Origin of the sequence: Streptomyces sp. NPDC052079, from assembly GCF_040680275.1 — a bacterium.
In the GTDB taxonomy this organism is placed as follows: domain Bacteria; phylum Actinomycetota; class Actinomycetes; order Streptomycetales; family Streptomycetaceae; genus Streptomyces.
This window is the reverse complement of record NZ_JBFAWL010000019.1, coordinates 45,746-60,128: the sequence shown is the minus strand read 5'-3', so window position 1 is coordinate 60,128 and position 14,383 is coordinate 45,746. Positions and strand designations below refer to the sequence as shown.

Genomic DNA, 14,383 nt, shown 5'->3' with positions numbered 1-14,383 from the left:
GCCCGGTAAGTCCCGGGTTCCCCACCCCTGTTGAGGAAAGCAGGTCGCCCGTCGTGCTGTTGCGTATGCCCACGTCCCTGTCCGAAGCACAGCGGTATCTGGCCGAAGGGGCGGTGCCCGTCGGCGGCGCCACACTCGTCTGGGCCCTCTGGCAACGCGACGGCTTTCCCGAGCAGGCGATGTCCCTGCGCGAGCTGCCGGAGGCCACGCTGATAGAACGCGAGGCGCTGGGCGCCGCGGTCCTGCTGCACCAGGTCGACGACCGGGTGCCGGACGTGCTGCGCCGGGCCGCCTCCACCGTGGGCACCGGTGCCGTGCGGCGGACGGCCACCGTCGGCGGCAACATCGTGGGCAGCACCCTGCGCTGTCTGCTGCCCGCGGCGCTGGTGCTGGACGCCCGGGCGACCGTGCTGGACCGGGAGGGCCCCTACGAGACCGACCTCGCCGAAGTGGTCGCCAAACGGCATCTGCTGCTCGGCCTGCGCTGGCGCGACCCGGTGACCAGCGGGTACTACAAGGCGCCCGGCGAAGCGGGCGGACCGCCGCCCCTCGTCGTCGCCACCGCCGTGCACACCGGGAGCGACGGCCGGCACCGCCTCTTCGTGGCCGTCCGGGACGGCTACGACGTGATCAGCGAGACCGTCCCCTGCCACACCGGGCCCGACCGGGCCCTCGAGGCCCTGGACGACACCGGCCTGGGATCACTGCCCGCCGAGGCGCGAGAAGCGGTACGCCGGGAGGTGACCGGGATTCTGGGCGGCCCCGCGGACCGCTGAACCCGGGGCAGGCACCCGGAAGCGGGTCACACGGTGCGCCCGAGTGACCGCCGTCGTCCGGCGGGCGGGATCAGCGCCCCGCGTCCCGCCGGTGCCGGACCACGACGACCGGGCACGCCGCGTGCTGGGCGCAGCGCTGGCTGACCGAGCCCAGCATCGCCCGCGCGAACCGGCCCCGTCCGCGGTGGCCCACCACCAGCAACTCCGCACCCTCCGAGGCCCGGATCAGCACCTCCGAGGGATCGCCCTCGACCAGCCGCTCCCGCAACTCGGCGGGCCGCTCGCCGGGGAACGCGGTGCTCAGTGCCTCGGCGAACCGCTGCCGGGCCTGCTCCACGTCGAAATCCGGTTCGATCACGGGGCCGGCCCACCCCGTGGACGAGGGGGTCTCCCACGCGTGCACGGCCTCCACCACGGTGCCCATCGCCCGCGCATACCGCACGGCCCAGCGCAGCGCCTCGTACGACGCCGGTGATCCGTCCACGCCCACGACCACCCGCGGTGCCGGTTGTGTGGATTGCATGCCTACCTCACCCACCAGTCGTTGTTCGGCCTCTCCCACGCCGCCCGGCCCGGCGACCGCCCCGCCGGGTCAGCAGATGCGCGGCAGCTGCTCACCCATCGGCAGATCCACCACCCGGGTACCCCCGAGCCCGGTCCGTGCGACGACCATGCCCGGATGCTCCGCGACCACCTCACCCACCGCGGCGGCCCCCGAACCCAGCGGATGCGCCCGCATCGCAGCCAGCACCGCGTCGGCGTGCTCCCGGGGCACAAAGGCGACGAGCTTGCCCTCGTTGGCCACGTACATCGGGTCGAGCCCGAGCATGGCGCAGGCGCCGGCGACCGGCGGCGGCACCGGAACCGCGCGCTCCTGGACGACGACCCCGCAGCCCGAGGCCACGGCGATCTCGTTCAGCGAGGTGCCCAGACCCCCGCGGGTCGGGTCGCGCAGCACATGCAGATCCGGGGTGACCGACAGCATCGCCTCGACGAGCCCGCCGAGCGGCGCGGAGTCGCTCTCGATCTCGACCTCGAACCGCAGATTCTCCCGCCGGCTGAGGATGGCCACCCCGTGCACGCCGATGGCTCCGCTCACCAGGACGACATCGCCCGGAACCACCCGCTGCGGACGCAGGTCCACCCCGGTGGGGATCAGCCCGATCCCGGACGTGTTGACGTACACGCCGTCACCGTGTCCGGCCTCCACGACCTTGGTGTCACCCGTCACCACCCGCACCCCTGCGGCACGGGCGGCGGCACCGAGCGCCTCGGCGACCCGGCCGACGGTGTCGATGTCGACGCCCTCCTCCAGGATCAGCCCGCACGAGAGGTACGCGGCACGTGCCCCGCTCATCGCCAGATCGTTGACCGTGCCGTTGACGGCCAGGTCACCGATGCTGCCGCCGGGGAAAAACAGCGGTCGCACCACGAAGGAGTCGGTGGAGAAGGCGAGCCGGGCACCGCCGAGTTCCACCACGGCGGAATCGGTCAGCGCGGCCGGAGCCGCCCCGCCGAGCCCGGGAAGGACGACCTCCTCGAGCAGTTCGGCGGACAGGGCGCCGCCACCGCCGTGGCCCATCACCACACGCGGCCGGTCGCGCAGGGGCGCCGGACAGCTCCAGGAAAGCATGTCGGGCGCGGTCGTGGACTCAGACAACGCCACTCGCCTCCCGGTCCGGCACGGTCACATTCGCCGCCGGCAGTTCCAGCCGCCGGTACAGGTAGTACGCGGCGCAGGCGCCCTCACTGGACACCATGGTGGCCCCCAGCGGGGTCCGCGGCGTACAGGCCGTCCCGAACGCCTCGCACTCGTGCGGCTTCAGCAGCCCCTGCAGCACCTCACCGCTGCGGCACTCCGCCGGTTCCAGCGTGGCGATGTCCGACACCTGGAACCGGTGCTCGGCGTCGAAGTCCCGGTAGCGCGCCGACAGCCGCCAGCCGCTGTCCGGGATCACCCCGATCCCCCGCCACGCCCGGTCGGTGACCTCGAAGACGTCGTCGAGCATGGCCCGCGCACCGGGGTTGCCCTCGGCCCGTACGGCGCGCGGATAGGCGTTGTCGACCGTGTGCTCGCCCCGCTCCAGCTGCCGCACGGTCCGCCGTACGCCCTCCAGGATGTCCAGCGGCTCGAACCCGGTCACCACGATGGGCACCTTGTACCGCTCGGCCAGCGCCGGGTACTCCTCGGTTCCCATCACGCTGCACACATGTCCGGCCGCCAGGAACCCCTGGACCCGGCAGTCCGGCGACTCCATGATCGCCTCGATCGCGGGAGGCACCCTCACATGCGAGACGAGCAGGCTGAAGTTGCGGATGCCGCGCTTGCGGGCCTGATGCACCGTCATCGCGTTCGGCGGAGCCGTGGTCTCGAACCCGATGCCGAAGAACACCACCTCGCGGTCCGGGTTCTCCTCCGCGATCCGCAGCGCGTCGAGCGGGGAGTACACCACGCGGACGTCACCGCCCTCCCCGCGGACCTGGAACAGGTCGCGTCCGCTGCCCGGCACGCGGAGCATGTCGCCGAAGGAGCAGAAGACGACCTCGGGCCGCGAGGCGATCGCCAGCGCACGGTCGATCACCTCCAGCGGCGTCACACAGACCGGACAGCCCGGGCCGTGAATCAACTCCACCTCGTCCGGCAGCAGTTGATCGATGCCGTGCCGGATGATGCTGTGCGTCTGACCGCCGCACACCTCCATCAGGGCCCACGGTCCGGTCACCGTTGCCCGGATGTCGTCGAGCAGGTGTGACGCCAGCTCCGGGTTCTGGAACTCGTTGATGTACTTCACCGCCGTACCTCCCGTGCCGGTTCCTCGTCGCCGGGCCGCGCCGTCCGCGCGGCCTGTTCCCACGGATCGCCGAACTCCTCCTCGAGCATGCCGAGGTTCTCGAACAGCTCCAGGGTCCGGCGGGCCGACTCCTCGTCCAGCCGCTGCAGGGCGAACCCGACGTGCACGATGGCGTACTCACCGACCCGCAGATCGGGCAGGTACTCCAGGCACACCTCCTTGACCACACCGCCGAAGTCGACGGTGGCCATGCGGGTCCCGTTCCGTTCCTCGACGCCCAGCACTCGGCCGGGTACCGCCAGACACATGCGGATCTCCTCACTCGTCGCGCGCGGGAACGCCCGCGCCCGTCATCGGCTCGCGGCTGCCGTCCGGGCGGCCACGACCAGCTGGCCGAGGGCCAGCCCGCCGTCGTTCGGCGGAATCTCCCGGTGGCGCAGCACGGTGAAACCGGCGGCACGCAGCTCCCGGGCGCAGGCCGAGGAGAGCAGCGTGTTGGCGAACACCCCACCGGTCAGCGCCACCGTCCGGGGCCCCGCCGCCGCACGTGCCGCCAGGCACGTCTCGCGCACCAGCCCGGCGACGGCCAGATGGAAGCGGGCGGCGATCACGGCCGGGGGAACGTGCCGCCGTACGTCCTCCACGACCGCCGCCAGCAGCGGTCCCGGATCGGCGGCCGACGGGCCCGGACCGCCCGCCGGCCGGAACCGGTAGCGCGGGTCGGGTTCCACGTCGCCGGCCGACACGGCCGCCGCCTCCAGCTCGACCGCGGCCTGCGCCTCGTAGCCCGCGCGGTGGCACACCCCCGCCAGGGACGACACCGCGTCGAACAGCCGGCCCATGCTGGAGGTCGGCACACAGTTCAGGTCGCGCGCCAACTGTGTGCGCAGCACGTCGAGTTCGTCCGGCGGGCACGCGGCCGTGCACGGCAGGTCCGGTGCGGCGGCGATGCCCGCCGCGTGCAGATGCGCCAGCGCCATCCGGTACGGCCGCCGCACCGCCGTGTCGCCGCCGGGCAGCGGCACATAGGACAGGTGCGCGAACCGCTGGTATCCGTCGTAGTTTGCGAGCAGGAACTCCCCGCCCCACACGGCGCCGTCGTCCCCGTGCCCGGTGCCGTCGAAGGCGACCCCGACGACGCGGTCGCCGTCCGCGACCCCGTGCTCGGCCAGCACGGAGGCGATATGCGCGTGATGGTGCTGGACCCGTGCCACGCGACGGCTCCCGGCGTTCCGCAGCGCCCATGCCCCCGACCGGTAGCCGGGATGCGCGTCGGCGGCCAGCAGCGCCGGCCGTACACCGGTCACGGACTCCAGGTGCCGTTCGGCGCGGCCGAACGCCTCCTGGGTGGCGAGGTCGTCCATGTCCCCGACATGCGCGGACAGCCAGGCCCGGTGGCCCTCCCCAAGACAGAAGACGTTCTTCAGGTCCCCGCCGACCGCGAGCGACGGGACCACGGGAACCGGCAGCGTGACGGGTAGCGGCGCGTAGCCGCGGGAACGGCGCAGCACCAGCGGCTCGCCGTCGCAGACGCGCACCACGGAGTCGTCGCACGGCACCCGGATCGGCCGGTCGTGCGTCAGCCACGCGTCGGCCAACCCGGCCAGCCGCACCAGGGCGTCGTCGTCGTCCGTCACGATGGGTTCCCCGGAGAGGTTGCCGCTCGTCATCACCAGCAGCCGGGGCGCCCCGGCCGCCGCCAGCAGCAGGTGGTGCACCGGCATGTACGGCAGCATCACCCCCAGGTCGGGACTGCCCGGCGCGACGGCGTCCGCGGGGACCGGCGCCCCCGGCGTCGGCCGGACACCGGTGCGTCGCCGCAGCAGGACCACCGGCCGCACCCGCCCGGTGAGCAGCCCCCGCTCCACCGGACCGATGCGCACGAGGTGTTCGACGTCCTCCATGCCCCGTGCCATCAGCGCGAACGGCTTGTCCCCCCGGGCCTTGCGGCGGCGCAGCCCGGCCACCGCCTCCGGCCGGGTGGCGTCACAGGCGAGGTGGTAGCCGCCGACGCCCTTGACCGCGAGCACCGCCCCCGCGGCGAGCAGCGCGGCCGCCGCGCCCACGGGGTCGCCGTCGGCCGCAGGCGGCACACCCGGGCACGAGGTGCCGGTCACCAGCCGCAGCCGCGGGCCGCACGCGGGACAGCAGACCGGCTGCGCATGAAAGCGCCGGTCGCCGGGGTCCTCGTACTCACGGGCGCAGTCCGGGCACAGGGGGAAGCCCGCCATCGTCGTGTGCGCACGGTCGTACGGCAGGCCGGTGACGATCGTGAAACGCGGCCCGCAGTGCGTACAGGTGATGAACGGATGGCCGTGGCGCCGGTCGCCGGGGTCGCCGAGCTCGGCCAGACAGTCGGCGCAGGTCGCGGTGTCGGGCGCCACGAGCGTCCGTACGGGACCATCCGTGCGGGACGCGACGATGCCGAAGCCGAGCTCCCGCGTGACGGGCAGGTCGGTGGCCTCCACCGACTCCACCACCGCGAGCGGGGGCGCGTCCGGCGCGATCCGCGCGCAGAACCGCTCGACGGCCGACGGCGCGCCCTCGACCTCCACCACCACCCCCTCACCGGTGTTGGTGACATGTCCCGCCAGCCCGAGACCGGTGGCCAGCCCGTACACGAACGGCCGGAACCCCACACCCTGCACCACGCCCCGTACGACGACACGCGCACGCCGCGGGGGACCGGCGTCCGGTGCCGGTGCGGGGCGGACGCCGGGAGCGGTGCTCACGCCTCGGCCCGCGCCATCACCGGTGCGTGGACCGGGTCTCCGTCGGCCGCCGCGAGCGCACGGTCCACCAGGATCCCGGCGCCCTCACCGGTCCGCACGGAGGTCCGCACCACCTCGACCCCCGGATTGACCCGCTCCACATGGGCGCGGAACGCGACCTCGTCGAACACGGCCGGACCGGCCAGATCGGACTTGGTGATGACGACCAGCTGGGCGAGGCCGAACGCGGTGGGGTACTTGAGCGGCTTGTCCTCGCCCTCCGTGACGGACGCCAGGACGACGCGCAGGGATTCGCCCAGGTCGTAGGAGGCCGGGCACACCAGGTTGCCCACGTTCTCCACGAAGAGCAGCCGGGTGGCGTCGGGCAGCCAGTCGTGCAGATGCCCGGCGAGCATGTCCGCCTCCAGATGGCACAGCCCGTCGGTGAGCACCTGCTTGACCGGGACGCCCGAACGGGCCAGCCGGCGGGCGTCGTTCTCGGTGGCGAGGTCCGCGGTGAGGGCCGCCGTCGTGACACCCCGCTCCCGCGCCAGCACCAGCTCACGCTCCAGCAGTGCCGTCTTGCCGCTGCCGGGACTCGACAGCAGGTTGACGACGGTGGTGCCCCGGGCCGTGAGTTCGGTGCGCAGGATGCCCGCCGCCATGGTGTTCTTGGCGAGCACGGCCTGCCGGAGGTCGACTGTGCGGCACATCGTCAGCTCTCCTCGGATTGCGGTACGGGTGTGGGGTCGGGTGCGGCGGCGGGCGTGGACCAGTGGACCTCGGTGATCCGCAGTTCGCGGCCCGAGAGCAGTGTGCCGGCGCCCCGGCGGCAGACCGCGCACAGCATGTCCGGCGGCATCCCCGTGTTCCAGGAGCGCCCGCACGGGGTGCAGGAGGCGCGGCCGGGCAGAAACCGGGTGACGAGCTCGGCGCCCTCCAGCACCGTGCCGGCGCAGGCCAGTTCGAAGCAGAAGGCGAGGGCGTCGGGGACGACGCCGGCCAGTTCCCCGATCTCGACGGTGACCCTGCGGACCCCGTGGGCGCCGCCGGACCGCGCAGCCTGCTCGACCTGGTCCACGACCGACAGGGCGACGGACATCTCGTGCATCGCCGCTCCGTCCTGGCCGGGTGGGGTTCGCCGCCCATTAGAGGCCCGGCCGGGGCGGCGGACGGCCCGGCACGCCGGGGCCATAGCCCGATCGGCGGGGCTCACATCCTGCGCATGCGCAGGTAACGCCGCGCGTCCGGCCAGAGGTTCACGGCGATCGCCACCAGTGCGGACAGGGTGAGAACGGCGGCGACACCGCCGACGATGCGTTTGCTCATGGTGCTCTCCGAAGGGTTGGAAGGGGGGTGCCGTCGGGCCGGATCAGGGCTTGGTCGCCGGCCGGCCCGCCGATCAGACCGGCGACCAGACGCGCCGCCTCGGGCACCGCGGCGGCGACCCGCGGGCTGAGGCCGATGCCCTCCTCGAGTGAGGCGGGTTCGCAGCCCACGACGAGGATGCGGCGGGGCGGCACCGCGCCGGTGCCCGCGCACAGGGTGTCGAGCAGGGCGAACACCGCGTCGGGCGACATGCGGTGGCCGTCCAGAGGGACACCGTCCGGTGACGGCCGGCCGGCGGCCCCGGCCGCGTCGATCACGTACAGGGTGCCCGGCTGCCCGCCCCGCGCCGTCGCGTCGAGCACGACGAGCGTGTCGTACCCGTCGAGGAGCCGGTAGGCCAGGTGGACGCCGCGGATGCCGATGTCGGCGACCTCGACGCCCTCCGGCAGCGGCCGTCCGGCCACGACGCGGGCGGCCTCGACGCCGAAGCCGTCGTCGCCGAGGAAGATGTTGCCGACCCCGGCGACCAGGGTGCGCGGGGGTGCGTCGGCGCCGGTCACGGCGCCTCCACGTCGATCTCGTCGGGCTGGAAGTAGAGGTAACGGCCCTGTTCGCGGCGGATGTCGGCGCCCGGGTCGTCCTCGACGGTGACCGCGATGTGCACGCCCCCGTCGACGTCGTGGAGGACCGCCTCCACCAGGGCGCGCCGCCCGGCGAGGAACAGGTCCTGGGCGTCGGTGTGCCGCAGCCGGGGCCGCAGCACGACGCGGCTGCCCGCCCGCACCTCCCGCCCGTCGACCAGGACGTGGTCGTGGGCCGGGTCCACCGAGGCGTCCGCTCCCGGATCCCACCAGGGGGTGTCCGGCCGGGCGAGGCCGCCCTCGGCGTCACGGAGCACCGGCGGGGCGGGCGCGGTGACCTCACGCAGCCCGCGGACCGCGCCGTGCAGCCGCTCCAGTACCTCCGCGGGCATCGAGTCGGTGAGGTCGATCACCGCCGCGGCCCGGTCGTCCGTACCTCTCGCCTCACGCTTCTCCTCGTCGGTGAGGGCCGCGGTGCGCAGGGCGAGGATCTCGTCGATCTCCGTGGCGTCGTACAGGGCGCCCAGGCTCTCCGGGGCGATGGCCGGATGGTCCTCCAGGATGATCGGGGAGGAGAGCACCAGGTCACGGGAGTCCGGCTCCCCGGCCAGCACGGGCCAGGTGTGCAGATTGCGGCAGGCCGCGGCGGCGCCTCGGGCCCACTCCGGAGGGTCCGTCAGCGACAGGAAGCCCCCGGCGTCCAGATGCAGCAGCGTGTGCGTGGCGACCAGCGAGCGGGACAGGGCCGCGTCTCGGTCGTCGCCCTCCTCGGGCAGCCACTCGCCGGTGTTCTCGACGACCACACGGAGCCGCTGCGTGGCGTACGGGCCGTCCAGCGGGCTCACCGACAGACGCAGTAGGCCCTCCACCGCCTCATGGCGCCGCACCAGCCGCCCCACGACCGTTCCGTCGGCGTCCGCGACCGGCTCGGTCTCCTCACCGGCCGGCCTGCCGAACGGGACGACGGTGCCGGAGCCCGACAGCTCCTCGACGGGAACGGTGAGCCGGACCCGCTCCTCCCGGCCCTCGTCCCACGGAACGATCACCCGGTCCGCCAGGCGCAGTTCGCCGACGGTCTCGAAGTCGCCGTCCGGCAGGACCCGCTGCACCATGCGCCGCCGGGCGTGCAGGAAACGCACCTCGACGGACAGGACCGTGCCCCGGCGCGGCTCCATCAGCAGCTCCGTGTGCTGGAACTCGTGCTCCGCGGCCGTCGCCGTCCAGGACGGGGGCACCAGCACCCCGAACTGCCAGCGCAGCCTGTTCTTGGCCGCCGACGCCCGGTACGGATAGAGCACGTACCCTTCCAACAGCACGGCGTCGGCGACCTGCCGGGCCACCGCGAGACGGGCCTCGGCCGAGGCGGTGAACGTCGTCGTGGTCATCGTGTCCTCTCACCCGCGGCGTCCAGCAGGTCGTCGAGGGTCGCCTGCCACGAGGGCAGCGCCCGCCGGGACCGGTAGGCGAGCAGCGCGTCCATGGCGTCCCGCGGCAGCCGGATCCAGCCCGAGCCGGGGAAGTGCCGGTCGACCATCTCCCGCCAGGTCCTTACCGGCATCCGGAACACCGCCTCCCTGTCCCAGGGGACGGGCTCGACCCGGAACCCGCCGGCCCCGGTGAACGCGGTCCCGGAGAACAGCATCCGCAGCGGCACCTCCCCGTCGTCCAGGGCGTGGAAGTAGCGGGACGAGGCGATGTCCATGTCGTAGGTGCAGGGCACCACCAGGTCGGTCTCGGTCTCGCCGGTGAACCCCGAGACCATCACCGGGACCTGGGCGAACTCCATGGGGTTGAGGGTGCTGCCCCAGCGGGACCGTTCCCCGAACAGATCGGTCAGGGCGGCGGCCTCAGTGTCGTCGTAGCCCCGGCGCGCGGGCTCGATACGGATCTGGCAGCGCAGCGCCAGCGCGTGCACCCGCGCCCCCGGGGACGCGCTGACCCGCAGCCGGAACACCAGCGCCGGACCCGCGGCGTACGGGTCGGCGCGCACCCCGGTGCAGGCGAAGCCGAACTCGGTCACGACGGGCTCCCCCCGATGTCACGGGCCCGCTCGCGCACATGGCCGAAGAACTCCTCCAGCTCGGCGCGTGCCTGCGCGCCACCGTCGAAGCCCTGCCACCGCAGTCGCATACGGCCCACCAGTTCGTAACAGATGTCGATCGGCACCAGATGGCACTCCACCCGCCCCTGGTGGCGGCGCAGCAGCAGCGCCTCCACATCGGGTTCCAAGAGCGCGGCCAGGGGGGAGGCGGCCAGCAGCAACTCCCAGGTTTCCGGCTCCAGTTCGCTCTCGGTGGCGCCGGCCGGGCTCGGGTAGAACGCGACCGGCCGGCCGAGGGCGGAGTTGCGGAAGAAGAACGCCACGCCGACGGGGATGCGCAGCCGCTCCCAGGAGGCCTCGTCGAGTCCGTGCCCGGGGTCGCTCAGAGTGCGGCCCGGAACCGCACGGAACCGGCCCGTGGAGGCGCCCGAGGTGTCCAGCAGCCGGGCACAGGGGTCACAGGCGCAGGCCAGGGCCCGGTTCTCGGTGTCGACGAGATGCCGGTGGCCGGGGTCCGGCAGGGCGGCCGAGCACAGCTCGCAGCGTTCGTCGCGGGGCGGCCGGGGCGCGGTGAACCGGAACAGGCCCCGTCGCACCGGGGGACGGCTCGTGGTCACGGTGCCGTGGTGGCCGCCGGGCGGCCCTCCGGCTCCGACGGGGAGGGGCCCGGCGGACCCGCCCCGATCTGGAGCAGCACCGGCTCGGCTACCGGGTCCGCCTCCCATGTCACCGCCGTCACCTCGGGGGCGAAGGAGGCGAGTGTGTCCAGGGCCGCCCGTTCGACGGCGTCCCGGGAGCCGCCGCAGCCGCAGCCCCCCGAGCCGGCCGTCCGCAGCCGCAACTCGCCCGTGACCGCATCGAAGCCGGTGCTCTCCACGTCCTGGGGGAGGGCGTCGAGGGCGTGGGCGATCCGGGTCGGCGCGTCCTCGGGATGCAGCCCGTGCAGCACCAGCAGGCCCGCGACGAGCTCGTCACGCAGCAGCGCGTCCAGGGCCTCACGGGCAGGCCGCTCCGGGCGGCGGCCGAGCAGGTCCAGGGCCCGCGCGAACCCGCCGCCGTAGAACTCCATGAGGACGCGCACCAGTTCCTCGGCGGCCTCGCACGCCGCGCGGTCGCCCGAGGAGGCGAGCCGGTCGAGGACCTCCTCCACCATCCGCCCGGCCGTCTCCGCGTCCGGCGTGCCCTGCGCGCCGCTCATCCGGCCAGCCCGCTCAGGCCGGTGGGCACGTGCATCGACTTCACCGTCCGGCCGTCGCCGACGTACATGTGGACACCGCACGGCAGACAGGGGTCGAAGCTGCGCACGGTGCGCATGATGTCGATGCCCTTGAAGTTCTCCGGGGAGTTCTCCTCGAAGATCGGCGTGTTCTGCACCGCGTCCTCGTACGGGCCCGGGGTGCCGTAGCTGTCACGGGTGGAGGCGTTCCACGGCGTCGGCGGGTACGGGTGATAGTTGGCGATCTTCCCGTCCCGGATGACCATGTGGTGCGACAGGACGCCGCGCACCGCCTCGGTGAAGCCGACGCCGATCGACTCGTCCGGCACCTCGAACTTCTCCCAGGTCTGGGTGCGTCCGGCGCGCACCTCCTCCAGGCCCTTCTCCGCGCTGTGCAGGGCCACGGCGGCGGCGTACGCCTGGAAGTAGGTGCGGGCGCGGTTGCGCTCCAGGGCGTTGGACCACTGCGGGATCTTCCACTCGAAGGTGGTCTCCGGCATGGTGAGCGTGCGCGGCAGGTTGATGACGACGCTGTGCCCGGTCGCCTTGACGTACCCGATGTCGACGAGCCCGGACAGCGCGGTGGACCACAGGCGGGCGAGCGGACCGCCGCCGGTGTCCAGCGGCAGATGCTCCTTGCCGTCGAACCAGCGTGGCGACATCACCCAGCTGTACTTGTCGTCGAAGTCGCGTTTCTGGGGCGCCGGGATGGTGTGCTGGTTCCACGGATGGCGCGGGTCGACGGGGTTGCCGAGCGGATCGTGGGTGACGAACCGCTCCTGGCCCTCCCAGTCCTCGTAGTAGGAGCTGCCCAGCAGGATGCGGATGCCGAGGTTGATCTCGGTGAGGTCGTTGGTGACCAGCCTGCCGTCCACGATCACACCGGGGGTGACGAGCATGCGCCGTCCCCAGTCCGTCATGTTGGCGTAGGTGAAGTCGCAGTACTCGGGATCGTTGAAGGCGCCCCAGCAGCCCAGCAGCACACGCCGGCGGCCGACCTCCTCGTAGCCGGGCAGTGCCTCGTAGAAGAAGTCGAACAGGTCGTCGTGGAGCGGCACGACCCGCTTCATGAACTCGCAGTACCGCATCAGGCGGGTCATGTAGTCCGTGAAGAGCTGCACCGATCCGATGGTGCCGACCCCGCCCGGGTACAGCGTGGAGGGGTGCACGTGGCGGCCCTCCATCAGACAGAACATCTCCCGCGTGTACCGGCTGACCTGGAGCGCCTCCCGGTAGAACTCGCCCTCCAGCGGGTTGAGCGAGCGCATGATGTCGGCGATGGTGCGGTAGCCGTGGACGGCGGCGTGCGGCGCCTCGGTGCGTTCGGCGAGCTCGAGGACGCCCGGGTTGGTCTCGCGGACCATCTTCTCGCAGTAGTCGACCCCCACCAGGTTCTCCTGGAAGATGTTGTGGTCGAACATGAACTCCGCGGCCTCACCGCAGTTGATGATCCACTCACCGAGGTGCGGCGGCTTCACGCCGTACGCCATGTTCTGCGTGTACACCGAACAGGTGGCGTGGTTGTCGCCGCAGATGCCGCAGATGCGGCTGGTGATGAAGTGCGCGTCGCGCGGGTCCTTGCCCCGCATGAAGACGCTGTAGCCGCGGAAGACCGACGAGGTGCTGTAGCACTCGGCGACCCGCTTCTGCTTGAAGTCGATCTTCGTGTGGATGCCGAGGCTGCCCACGATCCGGGTGATCGGGTCCCATGCCATCTCCACCAGGCCGGTGCTCTCACCGGTCGTCGTCGAGGTCGCCATTGTGTCGGTGCTGCCCTTCGGTCGTTCGGGTCGGTGAGGGGGTCGGCGGAACAGCGGGGCAGGGGGCGCCGGTCACCAGGGCGGCCGGTAGCCGGTGGTGAGTTTCCGGCCGGTGTGCCGCCACTTGGGCTCCTTGTCCACCGTCCGTGCCGTGATGGTCCGCAGCTTGCGCACCACGCCTCCGTAGGCGCCGCTGGCGGTCGTGGAGAGCTTCGCGCCGGGAGGTTCGTCCATGAACGGCATGAACTTGTCGGGGAAGCCGGGCATGGTGCAGGCGATGCAGATGCCGCCGACGTTCGGACAGCCGCCGATGCCGTTCATCCAGCCGCGCTTGGGCACATTGCACTTCACCACGGGACCCCAGCAGCCGATCTTCACCAGGCACTGCGGGGAGTCGTACGCCATGGCGAACTGGCCCTGCTCGTAGTAGCCGGCCCGGTCGCACTGCTCGTGCACGGTGGCCCCGAACAGCCATCTGGGGCGGAGCTTGTCGTCCAGCGGGATCATCGGCGCGGAGCCCGCGGCCTGATAGAGCAGATAGGTGAGGGTCTCCGCGAAGTTGTCCGGCTGGATGGGGCAGCCCGGGACGCACACGATGGGGATGCCGGCCTCCGACTTCCAGTCCCAGCCCAGATAGTCCGGCACGCCCATCGCGCCGGTCGGGTTCCCCGCCATGGCGTGGATGCCGCCGTAGGTGGCGCAGGTGCCGATGGCCACGACGGCGAGGGCCTTGGGAGCGAGCCGGTCGATCCACTCGCTGGTGGTGATGGGCTGACCGGTCTCGGGGTTGTCCCCGAAGCCGCACCAGTAGCCCTCCTTCTTGATCGACTCGTTCGGCACGGACCCCTCGATCACCAGGACGAACGGATCGATCTCCCCGCGCTCGCCCTTGAAGAACCACTCGATGAACGTGTCCGCGCCCCCGACCGGTCCGCACTCGAAGTCGATGAGCGGCCAGTGCACGGCGATCTTCGGCAGGCCGGGCAGAGCGCCGAGCGCGATCTCCTCGATGCTGGGCTGCATCGCGGCCGTCAGGGCGACCGAGTCGCCGTCGCAACTCAGGCCGGCGTTGATCCAGAGGATGTGGATCGGCTTGTCGTCCGTGCCGACGGCGCCGGACGTCTCCGGCTCGGCGCTCGTGGTCGGGGGTGCTGCGTTCATCGGGGCTCCTGGGGAG

The 14,383-nt window shown here is 72.7% G+C and carries 15 protein-coding genes; 1 reads left to right on the top strand and 14 read right to left on the bottom strand.

The genetic code is table 11. From position 1 onward, the window contains the following. The first annotated feature begins 53 nt into the window (after positions 1-53). Positions 54-776, top strand: coding sequence for an FAD binding domain-containing protein (locus AB0L56_RS24360; RefSeq protein WP_365426325.1), 723 nt, complete (start codon positions 54-56; stop codon positions 774-776). 70 nt (positions 777-846) lie between these two features. Here AB0L56_RS24360 and AB0L56_RS24355 read toward each other — a convergent pair whose 3' ends face one another. From AB0L56_RS24355 to AB0L56_RS24290, 14 genes are all read right to left on the bottom strand, one after another. Next, positions 847-1,299 (bottom strand): universal stress protein, encoded by a 453-nt coding sequence (locus AB0L56_RS24355; RefSeq protein WP_361033633.1) that lies wholly within the window; start codon positions 1,297-1,299, stop codon positions 847-849. Between the two features lie 69 nt (positions 1,300-1,368). Then, positions 1,369-2,436: a hydrogenase expression/formation protein HypE gene (gene hypE, locus AB0L56_RS24350; RefSeq protein ID WP_365426320.1), complete on the bottom strand. Its 1,068-nt coding sequence runs from the start codon at positions 2,434-2,436 to the stop codon at positions 1,369-1,371. Then, on the bottom strand, positions 2,429-3,568 hold the full coding sequence (gene hypD / locus AB0L56_RS24345; protein ID WP_361033638.1) for a hydrogenase formation protein HypD: 1,140 nt from the start codon (positions 3,566-3,568) through the stop codon (positions 2,429-2,431). Before hypD ends, hypE begins: the two co-directional genes overlap by 8 nt. After that, positions 3,565-3,876 (bottom strand): HypC/HybG/HupF family hydrogenase formation chaperone, encoded by a 312-nt coding sequence (locus AB0L56_RS24340; protein WP_361033641.1) that lies wholly within the window; start codon positions 3,874-3,876, stop codon positions 3,565-3,567. Before AB0L56_RS24340 ends, hypD begins: the two co-directional genes overlap by 4 nt. A 42-nt stretch (positions 3,877-3,918) precedes the next feature. Further along, positions 3,919-6,300 carry a carbamoyltransferase HypF gene (hypF, locus tag AB0L56_RS24335; protein WP_365426316.1) on the bottom strand — a complete coding sequence of 794 codons (2,382 nt, stop codon included), beginning with the start codon at positions 6,298-6,300 and terminating at the stop codon, positions 3,919-3,921. After that, complete coding sequence (gene hypB, locus AB0L56_RS24330) at positions 6,297-6,992, bottom strand: hydrogenase nickel incorporation protein HypB (protein WP_365426313.1); 696 nt, start codon at positions 6,990-6,992, stop codon at positions 6,297-6,299. The genes hypF and hypB overlap by 4 nt, the downstream gene beginning before the upstream one ends. A gap of 2 nt (positions 6,993-6,994) precedes the next feature. Next, positions 6,995-7,390, bottom strand: coding sequence for a hydrogenase maturation nickel metallochaperone HypA (locus AB0L56_RS24325; protein ID WP_365426310.1), 396 nt, complete (start codon positions 7,388-7,390; stop codon positions 6,995-6,997). Between the two features lie 214 nt (positions 7,391-7,604). Beyond that, complete coding sequence (locus AB0L56_RS24320; protein WP_361033652.1) at positions 7,605-8,168, bottom strand: hydrogenase maturation protease; 564 nt, start codon at positions 8,166-8,168, stop codon at positions 7,605-7,607. Next, positions 8,165-9,574 carry a hypothetical protein gene (locus AB0L56_RS24315; protein WP_365426307.1) on the bottom strand — a complete coding sequence of 470 codons (1,410 nt, stop codon included), beginning with the start codon at positions 9,572-9,574 and terminating at the stop codon, positions 8,165-8,167. The genes AB0L56_RS24320 and AB0L56_RS24315 overlap by 4 nt, the downstream gene beginning before the upstream one ends. Further along, positions 9,571-10,209, bottom strand: a complete 639-nt coding sequence (locus AB0L56_RS24310; RefSeq protein WP_361033658.1) for a DUF6084 family protein — start codon at positions 10,207-10,209, stop codon at positions 9,571-9,573. The genes AB0L56_RS24315 and AB0L56_RS24310 overlap by 4 nt, the downstream gene beginning before the upstream one ends. After that, the gene (locus AB0L56_RS24305; RefSeq protein ID WP_361033661.1) at positions 10,206-10,847 is read right to left on the bottom strand and encodes a DUF5947 family protein; all 642 of its coding nucleotides are present in this window, start codon (positions 10,845-10,847) and stop codon (positions 10,206-10,208) included. The genes AB0L56_RS24310 and AB0L56_RS24305 overlap by 4 nt, the downstream gene beginning before the upstream one ends. Next, positions 10,844-11,428, bottom strand: a complete 585-nt coding sequence (locus AB0L56_RS24300; RefSeq protein WP_361033664.1) for a hypothetical protein — start codon at positions 11,426-11,428, stop codon at positions 10,844-10,846. The genes AB0L56_RS24305 and AB0L56_RS24300 overlap by 4 nt, the downstream gene beginning before the upstream one ends. Further along, positions 11,425-13,206: a nickel-dependent hydrogenase large subunit gene (locus tag AB0L56_RS24295; protein ID WP_365426302.1), complete on the bottom strand. Its 1,782-nt coding sequence runs from the start codon at positions 13,204-13,206 to the stop codon at positions 11,425-11,427. The genes AB0L56_RS24300 and AB0L56_RS24295 overlap by 4 nt, the downstream gene beginning before the upstream one ends. Positions 13,207-13,278: 72 nt before the next feature. Then, positions 13,279-14,367 carry a hydrogenase expression protein HypE gene (locus AB0L56_RS24290; RefSeq protein ID WP_361033670.1) on the bottom strand — a complete coding sequence of 363 codons (1,089 nt, stop codon included), beginning with the start codon at positions 14,365-14,367 and terminating at the stop codon, positions 13,279-13,281. Positions 14,368-14,383: the final 16 nt, after the last annotated feature.

Coding starts and splice junctions, on each gene's coding strand:
- hypB (WP_365426313.1), bottom strand. CDS start 6,992: ATGTGCCGCACAGTCGACCTCCGGCAGGCCGTGCTCGCCAAGAACACC.
- AB0L56_RS24315 (WP_365426307.1), bottom strand. CDS start 9,574: ATGACCACGACGACGTTCACCGCCTCGGCCGAGGCCCGTCTCGCGGTG.
- AB0L56_RS24340 (WP_361033641.1), bottom strand. CDS start 3,876: ATGTGTCTGGCGGTACCCGGCCGAGTGCTGGGCGTCGAGGAACGGAAC.
- AB0L56_RS24300 (WP_361033664.1), bottom strand. CDS start 11,428: ATGAGCGGCGCGCAGGGCACGCCGGACGCGGAGACGGCCGGGCGGATG.
- AB0L56_RS24355 (WP_361033633.1), bottom strand. CDS start 1,299: ATGCAATCCACACAACCGGCACCGCGGGTGGTCGTGGGCGTGGACGGA.
- AB0L56_RS24325 (WP_365426310.1), bottom strand. CDS start 7,390: ATGCACGAGATGTCCGTCGCCCTGTCGGTCGTGGACCAGGTCGAGCAG.
- AB0L56_RS24295 (WP_365426302.1), bottom strand. CDS start 13,206: ATGGCGACCTCGACGACGACCGGTGAGAGCACCGGCCTGGTGGAGATG.
- AB0L56_RS24290 (WP_361033670.1), bottom strand. CDS start 14,367: ATGAACGCAGCACCCCCGACCACGAGCGCCGAGCCGGAGACGTCCGGC.